Below are 13,453 nucleotides of genomic sequence, written 5' to 3'. Positions count from 1 at the left end.
CCGGCGGGGGCATCACCGACGCCGCCCGCCGCCCGGCCCGGGGACGATCCGCTGCCGAAGCCGCCGACCGGCGGGCAGCGAACTTCGCGTTGCCGGTGGCAGTGGCGGCGAGTCTGATGAAGTGTGAGGGAACCTCGCTCGAGTCTCGTGAGCGAGGCACCTTCGTCGTGGCTCGGGGGAATCAGGTATGGGCGAGTTGCCAGGACCGGGCTCGCTCATCGAGGTCGGCGGCGGCGGTGACGCCGCGTCGATGGAAGACGCCGAGCCGGCGGCGGATACCGCCGACCGCGTCGACGGCACGGGCGGACCGCACCCCGCCGAGAAGGTCCAGGGAGCGGCCCCAGGTGTCGCAGGCCGCCTCCACGTGCCCCTGCGCGGCTTGTTCGCTGCCCTGTGCGGCGAGGGTCAGGGCGGTGATGCGCTGGTGTTTCGCGTCGATGCGGGAACGGGCGGATGTGGCGTAGTGCCGTTCGGCGTTGGCGTGGTCGCCGAGGGTGTGGAACGTCTTGGCGGTGTGGCTGGCGACCGTCGCCCGGGGGGCGCCCCACAGGGCGGCCCAGTAGGGCAGCTCCTCGGCGCCGCCCTGGAGGACGAGGTCCTGGGCGGCGCGGATCTGCCGCGCGGCTTCCGGGCTGCGGCCGGCCAGGGCCAGGGCGCGGGCGCGGGTGACGGCGAACAGGGACTCGGTGGCCGGGGCGACCCGCCCTTTCACGCGGGTGAGAGCGGCCTCGGCGAGGTCGAGGGTGTGCTCCGGACGGCGGATGTCCATGCCGTTGTGGGCGAGGATGCGCAGTATCCACGCCCCGTGCACCTCGTCCCCGGCCTCACGGGTGAGGGCGTACGCCTGGAGGTAGTAGCGCTGGGCCAGGCCGTGCTCGGAGGCGTCGTACGCCTTCCAGCCACACAGATAGGCCAAGCACGCGGCGGCGGTCAGGGCCTCGCGGTGCTCGTCCTCGGTGGCGAAGGTCGCGCGGCACAGGTCGGCGACGTCGGTGCGGAGGTACTGCACCACGGCGGAGCGGCCGTGCTGCCCGCCGTGCCGCTCGTCGATGCGGGTGTAGATCTCGACCATGTCGCGGACGGCATCGATCTCGGGTCGGCCTGCGCGGTGCTTGGCGCGGGCCGCGCGCTGCTGGTGGTCGAGGGCTTGCTCCATCCCGAGGGGCAGAGATGCGGCGGCCACCGAGTAGGCCGCGTTGGTCAGGAAGTTCCGCCGGTGAATGTCCGCCTCGCCGATTCGCCGTAGCATGTCCACTGGATCGGGCCCGATACCCAACCCAAGCTGGGGCAGGGACCGGTCCGTTTCTGCGTCCGCCCCTCCTTGGAAGCCGAGGTCGGCGGGCCGCATGTGGCGGTCGAGTCCGCGGGAGACGACTTCGGCAATATACGCGGCCGTTCGCGCGTTCGGTTCCCGGCCACTCACCCAGTGGGCCACGGCGGACTTGTTCGTCTTGAGGACCTCACCGGCTTCGGCGGCCACCGTGCGGACGGCGGCGGCGAGCTGCTCGTACGTCAGATCGGCTTCACACAGGGCTTCTTGCAGTGCCTCGTTACGCGCGTGCGAGTGATTCGGCAATCTCGTCACCCTCCCAAGCAGGGCGTTAAACCCGGTAAACCACCTCGGGCTTGCCGGCGCTGGTCACTCCACCCTAACCGCCTGTGTACTCGGTGTGACAGCGACCACATGGCAGCCGCTTGGGGGCTCTTGAACATGTCAAGTACGACGTCTGAAACCGGCCGGAGCGAACGCACAAGGCCGTTGGCCGGGCGGGCGGTGACCGGTACGGAGCACAGCCGTGCCGTCGAGCAGTGGCTTCTGTCCGCCCTGGACGAGGACCGCCAGGGCAAGGCCCGTGCCCAGTGGGCGGAGACCGGCGTCGCGCTTCTGCCCTGCGGCCGGCTGTTCGCGGCGGTACGGCTCCCGGCCGGGCTGGTGCACGCCGCCGCACGGTCCGCCGAGCCCGAGACGGTGACCGCCTATCTGCGCCGGGCGCTGTGCGACGGACCGGTGTTCGTCGACACATGCCGGTGGCGGTACTACGCATTGGTACCGGTGAGTGTGGCGCACCGGTGGCTGGACCGGGACGCCGAATGCCTCAGTACCGATTCGTACCTGGGAGTGCCGCGCCCGGACCTCACCCTCACCGGGCCGGGACCGGGCCGCGCTTCCTGGGTGGTGCCGATGGGCTCGCCGGGAGAGCTGTGTACCGGCGCGGCCGTGGCACAGCTGGTCTCCGTGGGCCGGCACCGGCAGATGCTCGAGGGGGAGGGCGAAGCGTGAGCACGGGACGGGGGCGGGCGCCGCTCGCGGGCACCACCGGCGGGTGGCCACCGGTGAGTTGGCTGGAAGCGACCGGCCGTGCCCATGCTGTCCTCACCGCGTGGAAGCACGGCCGGTCGGGCGAGGTTCCGGCCGGGGCCGGGTTCGACGCGGTGCGCATCCCGGTGCCGCTGGTCGCGGGCACGGTGTGGCGCACGGCCCTGTCAGGGGTGCCGCTCGGCCCGGTGATCTCCTCGCCGCTGGGCGCGGAGTTCCTGCTGCGGCCTGGCACCGCCGACGGTTGGACGACCGGGGGCGGCGCCGTGCTGCGGCGCGGGACGCTGGTCCTGCTGCCCGCCCCGCACGTGACGGATCTGTCCCCGGTCGCGGCGCGTGGCTGGCGCGTCGGGCCTTCCTTGCCCTTGTGGGCCGGGGAGGTGCTGGAGGCCGCCTGCCGGGAGGCATGCGCGGCGACAGCGGCAGCCGCGGCGGAGGAAGCGGCGGCGGTGACCGCAGCGGCCCTGCCGTGACCGGCGGGCACCGGAAGGCGGGCGGCGACGCCTGCTGGTGGTGCGACCAGGACGACCGGCCGGTTCTATGGGTGGGGGAAGCCCGGAGCGCGTGCGGCGCGTTCTCCGCCCCCGTCTACGCGTGCCCGCGGTGCCTGGCGCTCCTGGAGGAGCGCGTCCAGCGGCACGCGGACTCCCGATACCGCGTGTGACCCCTGTTATGACCCCGCCCCGGGCGCGGTGTCCCCCGTCGTGAGGGGTGGCCGCGCCGCCCCCGGGGCGGTCCGGCCCGGTACACGTCCCGCGCTCTGGTGTGCCGGGCCGTCCACTACGCCGTTGCCTACCGGCACAGCCCACAGAGGGGAGACCCCGGATGGAAACCTTCGAGAGGGCCCGACTGGACGCATTCTTCGGCCGCATCACCGCGGCCGTGGAGTCAGCCGGGCCCGTGGCCTCATTCCTGATCACGCACCTCCTGCCGGAGCGGCCCGCGTTCGTGCGGGCGGTCAGCACGGTCTCAGACCTCAAGGCGGTGCTACCGAAACCCAAGAGCATTGACCCGGTCGCGCGCCGGGAGGTGGAAAAGGTCGTGAGCTGTGACCCGCTGACGCGGGAGATGTTCACCGACCCGGACACGGCGCTGGAGTACGTGGAGTCCCGGGCGGCCGGTCAGGATCTCGTCCTCCTGGATGTCGGCGGCTACTTCGCCCCGTCACTGGAGGAACTGTGCGCCCGGTTCTCCGGCCGTGTTCTGGGCGTGGTGGAGGACACGGAGAACGGGCACAAGCGGTACGCCGAGCTGGACAAGGTGCCGTGTCCGGTGGTGTCGGTGGCGCGGTCACCACTGAAAGATCCGGAGGACTTCCTCGTCGGTCAGTCCGTGGTGTTCTCCGCCGAGGCGCTGATGCGGGGGCGCGGGGACATTCTCCACGGGCGCGGCGCCCTGGTGGTGGGGTTCGGCAAGCTCGGGAGTTCCATCGCGCGGCTCCTCCACGCCAAGGGCGTCAAGGTCACGGTGTGTGACATCGACCCGGTACGGCAGGCGCAGGCACTCAGTCAGGGGTTCAGCGTCGCCCGGGACCGGGACGCGGCGCTCCGTGAGGCGGGCCTCGTGCTCTGCGCGACCGGGGCCGTGTCCCTCCGCGGGGAGGACTTCTCTTCCCTCCGTAACGGCGCCTACGTCGCTACTGTCACATCGTCCGAGGATGAGCTTGACCTGGCCGCTCTTCCGGAGGTGTACAGCCGTACGCCGGTCGGTGATCACGTCACCCGCTATCAGACGACCGGCCACTACTTCTACCTGCTCAACGACGGCAACGCCGTCAACTTCATCCACGGCGCGAGCGTGGGGCCGTTCATCTTCCTCGTCCAGGCCGAAATCCTCGCAGGAGTCCGGATGCTGGCCCGCCGCGACCTCGAGCCGGGCATGCACGACGTCCGCAGGGAAGACCGCGCCACCATCGCGGCGACCTGGCTCAACTACTTCAACAGGTAAGGAACCTCATGACCATCACAGCCGAGCACGTCCGCGCCACGCTGGGCGCCTACCTCGACCAGTACCCGGAGGACAAGACCCGGCTCGCCGGCCTGGTGGACCTCCTGGGCCGGGCCGGGGACGCCATCGCCTCCCGGAACACCCTTCCCGGGCATGTGACGGCCGGTGCCGTCCTCCTCAACGCCGACGGCCGTGTCCTGTTCATCGAGCACCGGGCCCTGTCCAAGTGGCTCCTGCCCGGTGGCCACGTCGAGCCGGGGGACGTGACGCTCGCCGCGGCGGCGCTGCGGGAGCTGGAGGAGGAGACCGGGATCAACCCGGCCGCCGTGGAGCTGGTCGGGGAGGTGCCCGTGCACGTCGATGCGCACGTGATCCCCGAGAGCACGCTCAAGGGTGAGCCGGAGCACTGGCATTACGACTTCCGGTTCCTCCTGAGCACGCGGGCGGAGGTCAGCGGACTCCAGGAGGAGGAGGTCACGGGCTACACGTGGCTGCCGGCGGAGGACATCCCCTCCGCAGAGCTGCGGTATCGGGTGGCCGCCACCCTCTCCTGACCCGGTGGCCGGCCCGGCGCCTTCGCGCAAGGTGCCGGGCCGCCCTCCCCGCCCCGATACCCTCCGCTCCCTCGCGGCGCCCGATGCCGCGTCGCCGGGGAGCGGAGCACCCACCCGGCCCGGCCGGACTGCCCGCAGGGCGTGGGCGTCGCTGGACATGCCGTGCCAGGTGTGCGGCCGGCCCGCCGTGGACGGCGACGGGGAGGAGCGGCACCTGTTCCTGATGCGGGAGGCGGGCCGTCCGATCGGCGAGGGGGAGACGACGAGACCCCCGGTGTGCGTGCCGTGTGCCCGGGTCCCGGTGGAGGCGTGCCCGCATCTGCGGCGCGGCTACGTGGCCGCGTGGGTGGGGTACGTGCCCGCGTGGGGGGCCGGGGTCCTCCATCACCCGGTCGCACTCGAACCGGCGGTCGAGGAGCCGGGGTTGATTCCGTACGGGTCGCCCGATGCGCGGCGGACGGTGGCCACCCGGCAGGTGGTGTCCCCGCACGAGGTGGAGCCGGTCGGTCCCGCCGAGCTGCCGGCGCCCCGCTGACGCACGGGCGCCGCCCCCTCCGCCCGCGCGTCAGCGGAGGGGCGGCCCCTCCGCGAAGACACGAAGGGGTGATTCCTCCGCCGGCCCCGTACGCCTTCCGGCGCGCGGGGCGCGGTTCGCGAGATTCTGCGGCGGCAGCCCCGGCGGCGGGCACCGGCCGCCGTCCCGGGCGCGGATGGGCTCGCCGGCGCACCCCCGGGTGGCCCGCCCTCCTCGCCGGAAGGGAGTGACAGGTGGTCTGGACGGGGCACTGGCACGGGTTCGGCCCGTGGGTCGGCAGCGGTACGGAGTACGCCAAGGAGGGGCCGCGGCGACCCGGGAGCACGCCCGGCGACCCGCGGACGCAGGCATTCCTCGCGTCGGCGGTGCCGCCGACGATGACCGGCCACTGGCTGCTGCGCCGCGCGCAGGCCGCTCGCGGCCGGACGTGGACGGAGGTGGAGGCGGCCGTCACATGGCTGGAGAAGAACCACGCGGACAACCCGCCGAAGGCGCGGGACGACGGCGGGCGGTCGTACGTGGGCGTGGAGACGAAGACCGCGTACGCGCGGGACGCGCTGCCGCGGGGCGTCGACGTCACGTGGGGGTACTGGACCGCGTCCGGGTCGATGGCGTCGTTCTCCGTCGTCTGCTGCCCGAACCGCCACCACCCGCACACCCCCTGCCCCCTCCCGCCGTCCTGACCGTCCGAACGGGCCCGAACGGGTGCGTGGCGGCCCTCTGGCGGGGTATCACCGGCACGCCGCCGGGTACCGGAACAATCACGACTCCTTCCGTCGTTCTTGCCAGTGCACTACCGTGCGGTCTTTGCTAAAGCATTACTCTTGAGGAAGGGCCGCGCGGTGCGGCCATGGAGGAGTGAGATGAGGAGCAGTAACCCGGTCTTCTCGCGACGGGGATTCAGCCGAGACAACGGCTACGCCGGTTTCAACGCCACGCAGCAGCCGCAGGCCGGGAACCCGTACGCCGCCAACCCGTACGCGACCGGCCCCCAGCCCACCAACCCCTACGCCCAGCAGCCCCAGACGGCCGGGCAGCCGGGCTTCCCGCCCGCCGCCCCGCCGCAGGCCGGCCGGATGACGATGGACGACGTCGTCGCCCGTACGTCGATGACGGTCGGCCTGGTCGTCGCCATGGCGGCTGTGGCGTGGATCACGGACCTGTCGCTCGGTCTGGCCCTGGGCGCGATGCTGATCGCCCTGGTCCTGGGCCTGGTGCAGTCCTTCAAGCGGAAGGCGTCGCCTCCGCTGATCCTGGCCTACGCCGCCTTCGAGGGCCTGTTCCTCGGAGCCGTCAGCAACTACGTCGACAGCTACATCGCCAACGGTGCGGCGATGCAGGCGGTGCTGGGCACCATGGCGGTCTTCGCCGCGGTGCTGTTCATGTACAAGGCTCGCATCATCCGCGTCACGCAGCGCTTCTACCGCTTCGTGATGGCCGCGGCCATCGGCTTCGTCCTGCTGATGGGCATCAACCTGCTGTTCGCCGTCTTCGGCGGCGGTGACGGCCTCGGCTTCCGCAGCGGTGGCCTGGGCATCCTGTTCGGCGTCATCGGCATCGTGCTCGGTGCCGCCTTCCTGGCCCTGGACTTCAAGCAGGTCGAGGACGGCATCGCCTACGGCGCCCCCCGTGAGGAGTCCTGGCTGGCCGCCTTCGGGCTGACCCTGACCCTGGTCTGGATCTACCTGGAGTTCCTGCGGCTGATCGCCATCCTGCAGAGCAGCGACTGATCCGGCTGCCCGGCCCCGGCCTCCCTGCCGGACCGGACGGGACCTGTGAGGGGCCCCGGGGCACAGCGCCCCGGGGCCCCTCCGCGCGTTCCGCACACCCCTTTTGCGCCTCCCGCGTGCCACCGTGCGTTCCGCCCGCCGGCGGTCCGTTGGCGGCGGTGGGCGCGGGGCGCATAGGGTTGCGCCGTGCTCGACGTGACCCCCCTGCTGACCGCCGTGGACCGCTTCGCCGACCGGCTGCGGGCCATGCCGCACAGCGCCCTGGCCCGGGGCGCCGCGGCCGAAGGGCTCGCACTGGCCGGGGAGTTGGCCGACCGCGCCCAGCGCCTGGAGTTCCCCGGCCGCACCCCGCACCGGCTGCCCGACGCGGGCCTCTTCGCCGTCGGGGACCAACTCGCGGTGGCCGGGCACGATCTGGCGGAGGCGCTGCGGACGGCCGGGGAACGGGCCGGGTCCGGGCCCCGGGAGCTGGCCGGGGCGGTGGCGCTGGTGGAGGCCGCCGAGTCCGCGGCGCTCGAAGCGGCGCTCAGACCGAGACGATGACCCGGTCGGCCAGGACGTAGACGCTCTCCCGGCCGCACGCGAAGGTGAGGGCGTACGCGCCGAGGACGCCCGATCCGCCCAGCAGCACCGGCTCGGCGCCCTCACGCACCGCGGCGGCGAGCCGCTCGGCGGTCTCGCGGTGGCCGGGCGTCATGCAGACGGTGGTGCCGTCGGCGAAGACGTAGACGTCCAGCGTGCCCAGCGGGCCGGGCCGTACGTCGGCCAGCGGTATGCGGCGCTCGGCCAGTTCGGCCAGCCGCAGGCGGGTGGACTCGTGGTCGGCGGTGTCGGCGGTGTCGGCGGCGCCGGCGGTGCGGTCGGCGCCGCGGCCGGTGGCGTCGGAGTCCTCGGAGTCGTCCGGCCCGGTCGCGGGTTTGGGGACGACGGGTTCGCCGTTCAGGTCGTAGCCGGGGTGGGAGGGGTGGCGGCGGCGTGCCGCGGCCAGCTCCGCGGAGTCGGCCCCCGTCGTGTCCCCGGATGCCCCGGCCTCCCCGGAGTCCTCGGAGCCGGGCGCGGCGGGCCGCCGGAGGCCCGGCTTGGAGGGGGCCCCGTCCCGGTCCGTCTGGTGCGGTACGAACGCCTCGCCCTCGTGCGTGCCGCCGCCCAGGGCGCGCTCCAGCAGCGCGTCGAGCAGTGCCGGGTCGAGGCCGGCGCCCTCGTACTCCGCGCCGCGCCCGTCGGGCAGGAGGCTCTCGGCGCGGTCGTCGCGCGCCTCCTGGGCGGCCCAGAAGGCGCGGGCCTCGGCCAGCTCGCGCTCGCGCTCCTCGGCGAGGGCGTCGGCGACGGCGGACCGGATCTCCTCGGCGTCCGGGGAGGTGCGCGCCGGGGGGACGAAGGCGTGCGCCAGGGCCGCGCGCGCCTCGGCCGCGGCGAGCCGTGCCCGCAGCTCGGCGAGCCGGCGGCGCAGGCCCAGTGCGGTGTGCAGGGCGGCGCCGCTCAGAGCCGCGGCGACGGCGGCGGCCAGCAGCAGAACGAGGGATATGGCGCTCACTGACGTACTCCCGGTTGGAACTCCGATCCCTGAATTCCTATCGCAGCCGGAGGGGAATCTCCTGTCGAGTGGTGTGCCGGGCACCGCCAAAAGGGCGTGCGCGGACCCCCGTGCGGGCCAATGGAACCCCTGTGAGCAGGGAGAACGGCGAGCCCCCAGGACATAGATCACATCCTGGGGGCTCTTCGGTCTCACCGGTGCATCGACGGCGCGTCGACGGTGAGTCAGATCACATCGTGCGCCGGGCGGGTGTGACGCGTGCCACGCCGGGGGTGGGGGCGCCGGGCCCGCGCGGCACGCGTCCGGGGCCGGGGCCGGTTCAGCTCAGGCGCTCGATGACCATGGCCATGCCCTGGCCACCGCCGACGCACATCGTCTCCAGACCGAACTGCTTGTCGTGCCACTGGAGGGAGTTGATCAGGGTGGTGGTGATGCGGGCGCCGGTCATGCCGAAGGGGTGGCCGACGGCGATGGCGCCGCCGTTGACGTTGAGCCTGTCCTCGTCGATGCCCAGGTCCCGGTAGGAGGGGATCACCTGGGCGGCGAACGCCTCGTTGATCTCCACCAGGTCGATGTCGCCGATGGTCATGCCGGCCAGCTTCAGCGCCCGCTTCGACGCCTCTACCGGGCCCAGTCCCATGATCTCGGGGGACAGGCCGGAGACGCCGGTGGAGACGATCCGGGCCAGCGGGGTGATGCCCAGCTCGCGCGCCTTGGTGTCGGACATGATCACCAGCGCGGCGGCGCCGTCGTTGAGCGGGCAGCAGTTGCCCGCGGTGACCAGGCCGTCGGGGCGGAAGACGGGCTTGAGGCCCTGCACGCCCTCCAGGGTCACGCCCGCGCGCGGGCCGTCGTCCTTGGAGACGACCGTGCCGTCGGGCAGCGTGACCGGGGTGATCTCGCGCTCCCAGAAGCCGGAGGCGATGGCCTTCTCGGCGAGGTTCTGGGACCGCACGCCGAACTCGTCCATGTCCTGCCGGGTGACGCCCTTGAGGCGGGCGAGGTTCTCGGCGGTCTGGCCCATGGCGATGTAGACGTCCGGCAGCTCGCCGTCCTCGCGCGGGTCGTGCCAGCCCTCGCCACCGTTCTCGGCGCGGGCGGCGGTGCGCGCCTCGGCGTCGGCGAAGACCGGGTTGTGGGTGCCGGGCATGCCGTCGGAGGTGCCGTTGACCGAGCGGGAGACCGTCTCGACGCCGGCCGAGACGAACACGTCCCCCTCGCCCGCCTTGATGGCGTGCATGGCCATGCGGGTGGTCTGCAGCGAGGACGAGCAGTAGCGGGTGATGGTGCAGCCCGGCAGGTGGTCCATCCCCATCTGGACGGCGACGACCCGGCCGAGGTTGTGGCCCTGCTCGCCGCCGGGCAGGCCGCAGCCCAGCATCAGGTCGTCGATCTCGGTCGGGTCCAGCTGCGGCACCTTGTCCAGCGCGGCCTTGACGATGCCGGCGGTCAGGTCGTCCGGGCGGACGTCTTTGAGCGAGCCCTTGAAGGCGCGTCCGATCGGCGAACGGGCTGCTGAGACGATCACGGCTTCGGGCATCACGGCTCCAGGGAACGAGGGCGGAGGGCTGTGGATGCTTGGAAACTACCGTTCCGTAAGGCGGCGGTCACGACTCGCCACGTGTGATCCGGGCCTCTTTTCTAAGCGCTTGCTCAGTTCCACCCGTCCGCCGGGCCGCCCAGGCCCTCCCACTGCGCGGCGGGCCGTACGGAAGCCCGCCGCGCAGCGGCGCCGTGTGCGCGGTCACCCGGCGCCCGCCGGCTCGGGCGCCCCGGGACGCTCGGCCACCGCGATCACCCCGGCCGCCGGCAGCCGCCTGCGGAGGCGGCGCCTCAGCAGTGCCAGGGGGCCGTGCGTCCCCGAGACCTCGGTGCCGCCCTCGCCGGCCGCCGCGGCCGCCGCGGCCTCGACGGGGAGGGCCTCCTCGGCGGGCAGGGCCCCCGCGCGGCGCGCGGCGCCGGGATCATCGGCGTAACCGGGGGCGCCGGGGCGCTCGTCCTCCTCGGGCCACAGGCCCAGCGCGGCGCAGAGGGTCGGCAGGAAGGCCATGGCCGCGGTCGCGTAGCCCTCCGCCGAGGGGTGGTAGTTGTCGGGGCCGAACAGCTCCCGCGGGTTCGCCTCGAACTCCGGGCCGAGCAGGTCGCCCAGCGAGACCGTCCATCCGCCCCGCTCCACCACCGCGACCGTCTGGGCCGCCGCGAGCCGGCGGCTCATCCGGCGGGCCAGCCAGCGCAGCGGCTGGGCGACCGGCTCGACCGTGCCCAGGTCCGGACAGGTGCCCACCACGACCTCGCACCCGGCCGCCCGCAGCCGCGCCACCGCGTTCCCCAGCAGCCGCACCGAGACGGCGGGCGGCACGCGGTGGGTGACGTCGTTCGCGCCGATCATGACGACGCACACGTCGGGAGCGCCGTCGCCGTCGATGCCGCCGTCCTCCAGCAGCCGGGACACCTGGCGGTCCAGGTCGTCCGAGCAGGCCCCCGACACCGCCACGTTGCGCAGCCGCACCGGCCGCTCCGCCACCGCGGCCAGTCCCGCGGCCAGCAGCGCGCCCGGGGTCTGCCTCGGCCGGTGGACACCCTGCCCGGCGGCGGTGGAGTCCCCGAGCACCGCCAGCCGCAGCGGCGTGGCCTGCGCGCCCGGCCCGACGGATGCGACGGCCGTGCCGTACACCCCGTCCGCCGGCGGGGGCACGTCGTCCGAACCGCCCACCCGGCGCCGCGCCAGCCGTGCCTGGGCCATCAGCAGGCCGACGGCCGCCCCGCCGAGCAGTCCGGCCCCTCCGCCGCCGTACGCCGCGGCGGTCGCGATCCCGCGCGCCACTCTCGCCCCGGACACCGGTCCGGGCACAGCCCTCACCATCGGGCCCTCCGTTCCGCCGCGCCCCCGCAGCCTTCTCGCACCCCGTACGCGCGCCCTGTGCGCCCGGCGCGCGGTCCGTGCGGTGCCCGCACGTCACTATGAGTGTCATGCCCAGTGCAGTGCGCTGCGCAACGCGCGTCAACACCACTCCGGCGTCCCCCTAGGCTGGCTGTACGGGCAGGCGACGGCGACTGCCCCCGAATGCGGAGAACCAGGTGCAGTATCACGATTCGATGATCGAGCTTGTCGGCAACACCCCGCTGGTCAAGCTGAACAGTGTGGCGGCGGGGATCCGGGCCACCGTTCTGGCCAAGGTCGAGTACTTCAACCCGGGCGGTTCGGTGAAGGACCGGATCGCGGTCCGGATGATCGAGGCAGCCGAACGCTCCGGCGAGCTGAAGCCGGGCGGCGTCATCGTCGAGCCCACCTCCGGCAACACCGGGGTGGGGCTGGCGATCGTGGCCCAGCAGAAGGGCTACCGCTGTGTCTTCGTCTGCCCGGACAAGGTGTCCACGGACAAGATCAACACACTGCGCGCGTACGGCGCCGAGGTCGTGGTCTGCCCCACCGCGGTCGACCCCGAGCACCCCGACTCCTACTACAACGTCTCCGACCGGCTGGTGCGCGAGACGCCGGGCGCCTGGAAGCCGGACCAGTACAGCAACCCGAACAACCCGCTCTCCCACTACGAGACCACCGGTCCCGAGCTGTGGGAGCAGACGGACGGCAGGATCACCCACTTCGTGGCCGGAATCGGCACCGGCGGCACCATCAGCGGTATCGGCCGCTACCTCAAGGAGGTATCCGGCGGGAAGGTGCGGATCGTCGGCGCCGACCCGGAGGGATCGGTGTACTCCGGCGGCTCGGGGCGCCCCTACCTGGTGGAGGGCGTCGGCGAGGACTTCTGGCCCAGCGCCTACGACCCCGAGGTGACGGACGAGATCGTCGCCGTCTCCGACAAGGACTCCTTCCGGATGACGCGGCGGCTGGCCCGCGAGGAGGGACTGCTGGTCGGCGGCTCCTGCGGCATGGCCGTGGTCGCGGCGCTGCGCGTGGCCGAGCGCCTCGGGGAGGACGACACGGTCGTCGTCCTGCTGCCGGACGGCGGGCGCGGCTACCTCTCGAAGATCTTCAACGACGAGTGGATGGCCGACTACGGCTTCCTGGAGGAGGGCGAGCCCACCCAGGCCCGCGTCGGCGACGTACTGCGCCGCAAGGAGGGCGGGCTGCCCTCGCTGGTCCACATGCACCCCGAGGAGACCGTCGGCGAGGCCGTCGAGGTGCTGCGCGAGTACGGCGTGTCGCAGATGCCCGTGGTCAAGCCCGGCGCCGGGCACCCGGACGTGATGGCGGCCGAGGTCGTCGGCTCGATCGTCGAACGCGACCTGCTGGACGCGCTGTTCACCGGGCGCGCCAAGCTGGAGGAGCCGCTGGAGGCGCACATGAGCGCGCCGCTGCCGCAGGTCGGCTCGGGCGAGCCGGTCGCCGACCTGATGGCGGTGCTGGAGGGGGCCGACGCGGCGATCGTGCTGGTGGAGGGCAAGCCGACCGGAGTGGTCAGCCGCCAGGACCTGCTGGCCTTCCTCGCCCGGGGCACCGGGGCCGCGAGCGGCGGGGCGGAGTAGGTACCGGGCCGTCACGGCCCGGAAAAACGCGGTTAACACCCGTCGGGCACCGTGGTGTCCAACGGCGCGGAGGGCTTCCGGAGCGGCTCCCGGACCCCTCCAGGCGCCCGGGACGCGGGCCAGGCCCGGTCGCGCGTCCTCGCGGGGACCGCCGTCGTCCCGGCCCCGGTGTCCGCACCGGGGTGCGGCGGTCCCCGCGCGAATCCCCGTGCGGCTTCCCGCGTGCCGCCCCGCCTCCCCCATGGGCCCCCATGGGTCCACCGCGGCCCGGCCCCCGCGGACCGGCCCGGCACTGAATAGGCTTATGCGGAGCAGGAGGGTCCTGAAGAGGGGGCGGAGGGACAGGTG

The 13,453-nt window shown here is 73.4% G+C and carries 13 protein-coding genes; 9 read left to right on the top strand and 4 right to left on the bottom strand.

Annotated features, from left to right (window positions below; all coding sequences use genetic code 11):
- Positions 1 to 181: 181 nt before the first annotated feature.
- On the bottom strand, positions 182 to 1,585 hold the full coding sequence (locus tag ACW69E_RS13130; protein WP_457498384.1) for a hypothetical protein: 1,404 nt from the start codon (positions 1,583 to 1,585) through the stop codon (positions 182 to 184).
- A 189-nt stretch (positions 1,586 to 1,774) separates the two neighbouring features.
- Here ACW69E_RS13130 and ACW69E_RS13125 point away from each other — a divergent pair, with 189 nt between their 5' ends.
- From ACW69E_RS13125 to ACW69E_RS13090, 8 genes are all read left to right on the top strand, one after another.
- The gene (locus ACW69E_RS13125) at positions 1,775 to 2,281 is read left to right on the top strand and encodes a hypothetical protein (RefSeq protein WP_457498383.1); all 507 of its coding nucleotides are present in this window, start codon (positions 1,775 to 1,777) and stop codon (positions 2,279 to 2,281) included.
- Positions 2,278 to 2,790 (top strand): hypothetical protein, encoded by a 513-nt coding sequence (locus tag ACW69E_RS13120; protein WP_457498382.1) that lies wholly within the window; start codon positions 2,278 to 2,280, stop codon positions 2,788 to 2,790. Before ACW69E_RS13125 ends, ACW69E_RS13120 begins: the two co-directional genes overlap by 4 nt.
- A 352-nt stretch (positions 2,791 to 3,142) precedes the next feature.
- On the top strand, positions 3,143 to 4,264 hold the full coding sequence (locus ACW69E_RS13115; protein ID WP_457498381.1) for an adenosylhomocysteinase: 1,122 nt from the start codon (positions 3,143 to 3,145) through the stop codon (positions 4,262 to 4,264).
- An 8-nt stretch (positions 4,265 to 4,272) separates the two neighbouring features.
- Entirely contained in the window at positions 4,273 to 4,818 is a 546-nt protein-coding gene (locus ACW69E_RS13110; RefSeq protein ID WP_457498380.1) for an NUDIX hydrolase, read from the top strand.
- 157 nt (positions 4,819 to 4,975) lie between these two features.
- The gene (locus tag ACW69E_RS13105; protein WP_457498379.1) at positions 4,976 to 5,353 is read left to right on the top strand and encodes a hypothetical protein; all 378 of its coding nucleotides are present in this window, start codon (positions 4,976 to 4,978) and stop codon (positions 5,351 to 5,353) included.
- A 233-nt stretch (positions 5,354 to 5,586) separates the two neighbouring features.
- Positions 5,587 to 6,036 (top strand): hypothetical protein, encoded by a 450-nt coding sequence (locus tag ACW69E_RS13100; protein WP_093846503.1) that lies wholly within the window; start codon positions 5,587 to 5,589, stop codon positions 6,034 to 6,036.
- A gap of 180 nt (positions 6,037 to 6,216) precedes the next feature.
- Entirely contained in the window at positions 6,217 to 7,083 is an 867-nt protein-coding gene (locus ACW69E_RS13095; protein WP_457498378.1) for a Bax inhibitor-1/YccA family membrane protein, read from the top strand.
- Between the two features lie 186 nt (positions 7,084 to 7,269).
- Positions 7,270 to 7,626 carry a hypothetical protein gene (locus ACW69E_RS13090; protein ID WP_457498377.1) on the top strand — a complete coding sequence of 119 codons (357 nt, stop codon included), beginning with the start codon at positions 7,270 to 7,272 and terminating at the stop codon, positions 7,624 to 7,626.
- Here ACW69E_RS13090 and ACW69E_RS13085 read toward each other — a convergent pair.
- The 3 genes from ACW69E_RS13085 to ACW69E_RS13075 all read right to left on the bottom strand — a co-directional run bounded on the left by ACW69E_RS13085 (position 7,610) and on the right by ACW69E_RS13075 (position 11,441).
- Complete coding sequence (locus tag ACW69E_RS13085; RefSeq protein ID WP_457498376.1) at positions 7,610 to 8,617, bottom strand: hypothetical protein; 1,008 nt, start codon at positions 8,615 to 8,617, stop codon at positions 7,610 to 7,612. The two genes, ACW69E_RS13090 and ACW69E_RS13085, sit on opposite strands and share 17 nt — an antisense overlap.
- A 319-nt stretch (positions 8,618 to 8,936) precedes the next feature.
- Complete coding sequence (locus ACW69E_RS13080) at positions 8,937 to 10,157, bottom strand: acetyl-CoA C-acetyltransferase (RefSeq protein WP_457498375.1); 1,221 nt, start codon at positions 10,155 to 10,157, stop codon at positions 8,937 to 8,939.
- Positions 10,158 to 10,361: 204 nt separating this feature from the next.
- On the bottom strand, positions 10,362 to 11,441 hold the full coding sequence (locus ACW69E_RS13075; protein ID WP_457498466.1) for an SGNH/GDSL hydrolase family protein: 1,080 nt from the start codon (positions 11,439 to 11,441) through the stop codon (positions 10,362 to 10,364).
- Positions 11,442 to 11,695: 254 nt separating this feature from the next.
- Here ACW69E_RS13075 and ACW69E_RS13070 point away from each other — a divergent pair, with 254 nt between their 5' ends.
- Complete coding sequence (locus ACW69E_RS13070; RefSeq protein ID WP_457498374.1) at positions 11,696 to 13,105, top strand: cystathionine beta-synthase; 1,410 nt, start codon at positions 11,696 to 11,698, stop codon at positions 13,103 to 13,105.
- The last annotated feature ends 348 nt before the right edge of the window (positions 13,106 to 13,453 follow it).

The organism is Streptomyces sp. SS8, from assembly GCF_054072955.1.
This window is presented reverse-complemented; position numbering and strand designations above follow the sequence as displayed.

Excerpts from the sequence above, each read along its gene's own strand:
- ACW69E_RS13115 (WP_457498381.1), top strand. The coding sequence starts at position 3,143 with ATGGAAACCTTCGAGAGGGCCCGACTGGACGCATTCTTCGGCCGCATC.
- ACW69E_RS13110 (WP_457498380.1), top strand. The coding sequence starts at position 4,273 with ATGACCATCACAGCCGAGCACGTCCGCGCCACGCTGGGCGCCTACCTC.
- ACW69E_RS13105 (WP_457498379.1), top strand. The coding sequence starts at position 4,976 with ATGCCGTGCCAGGTGTGCGGCCGGCCCGCCGTGGACGGCGACGGGGAG.
- ACW69E_RS13095 (WP_457498378.1), top strand. The coding sequence starts at position 6,217 with ATGAGGAGCAGTAACCCGGTCTTCTCGCGACGGGGATTCAGCCGAGAC.
- ACW69E_RS13080 (WP_457498375.1), bottom strand. The coding sequence starts at position 10,157 with ATGCCCGAAGCCGTGATCGTCTCAGCAGCCCGTTCGCCGATCGGACGC.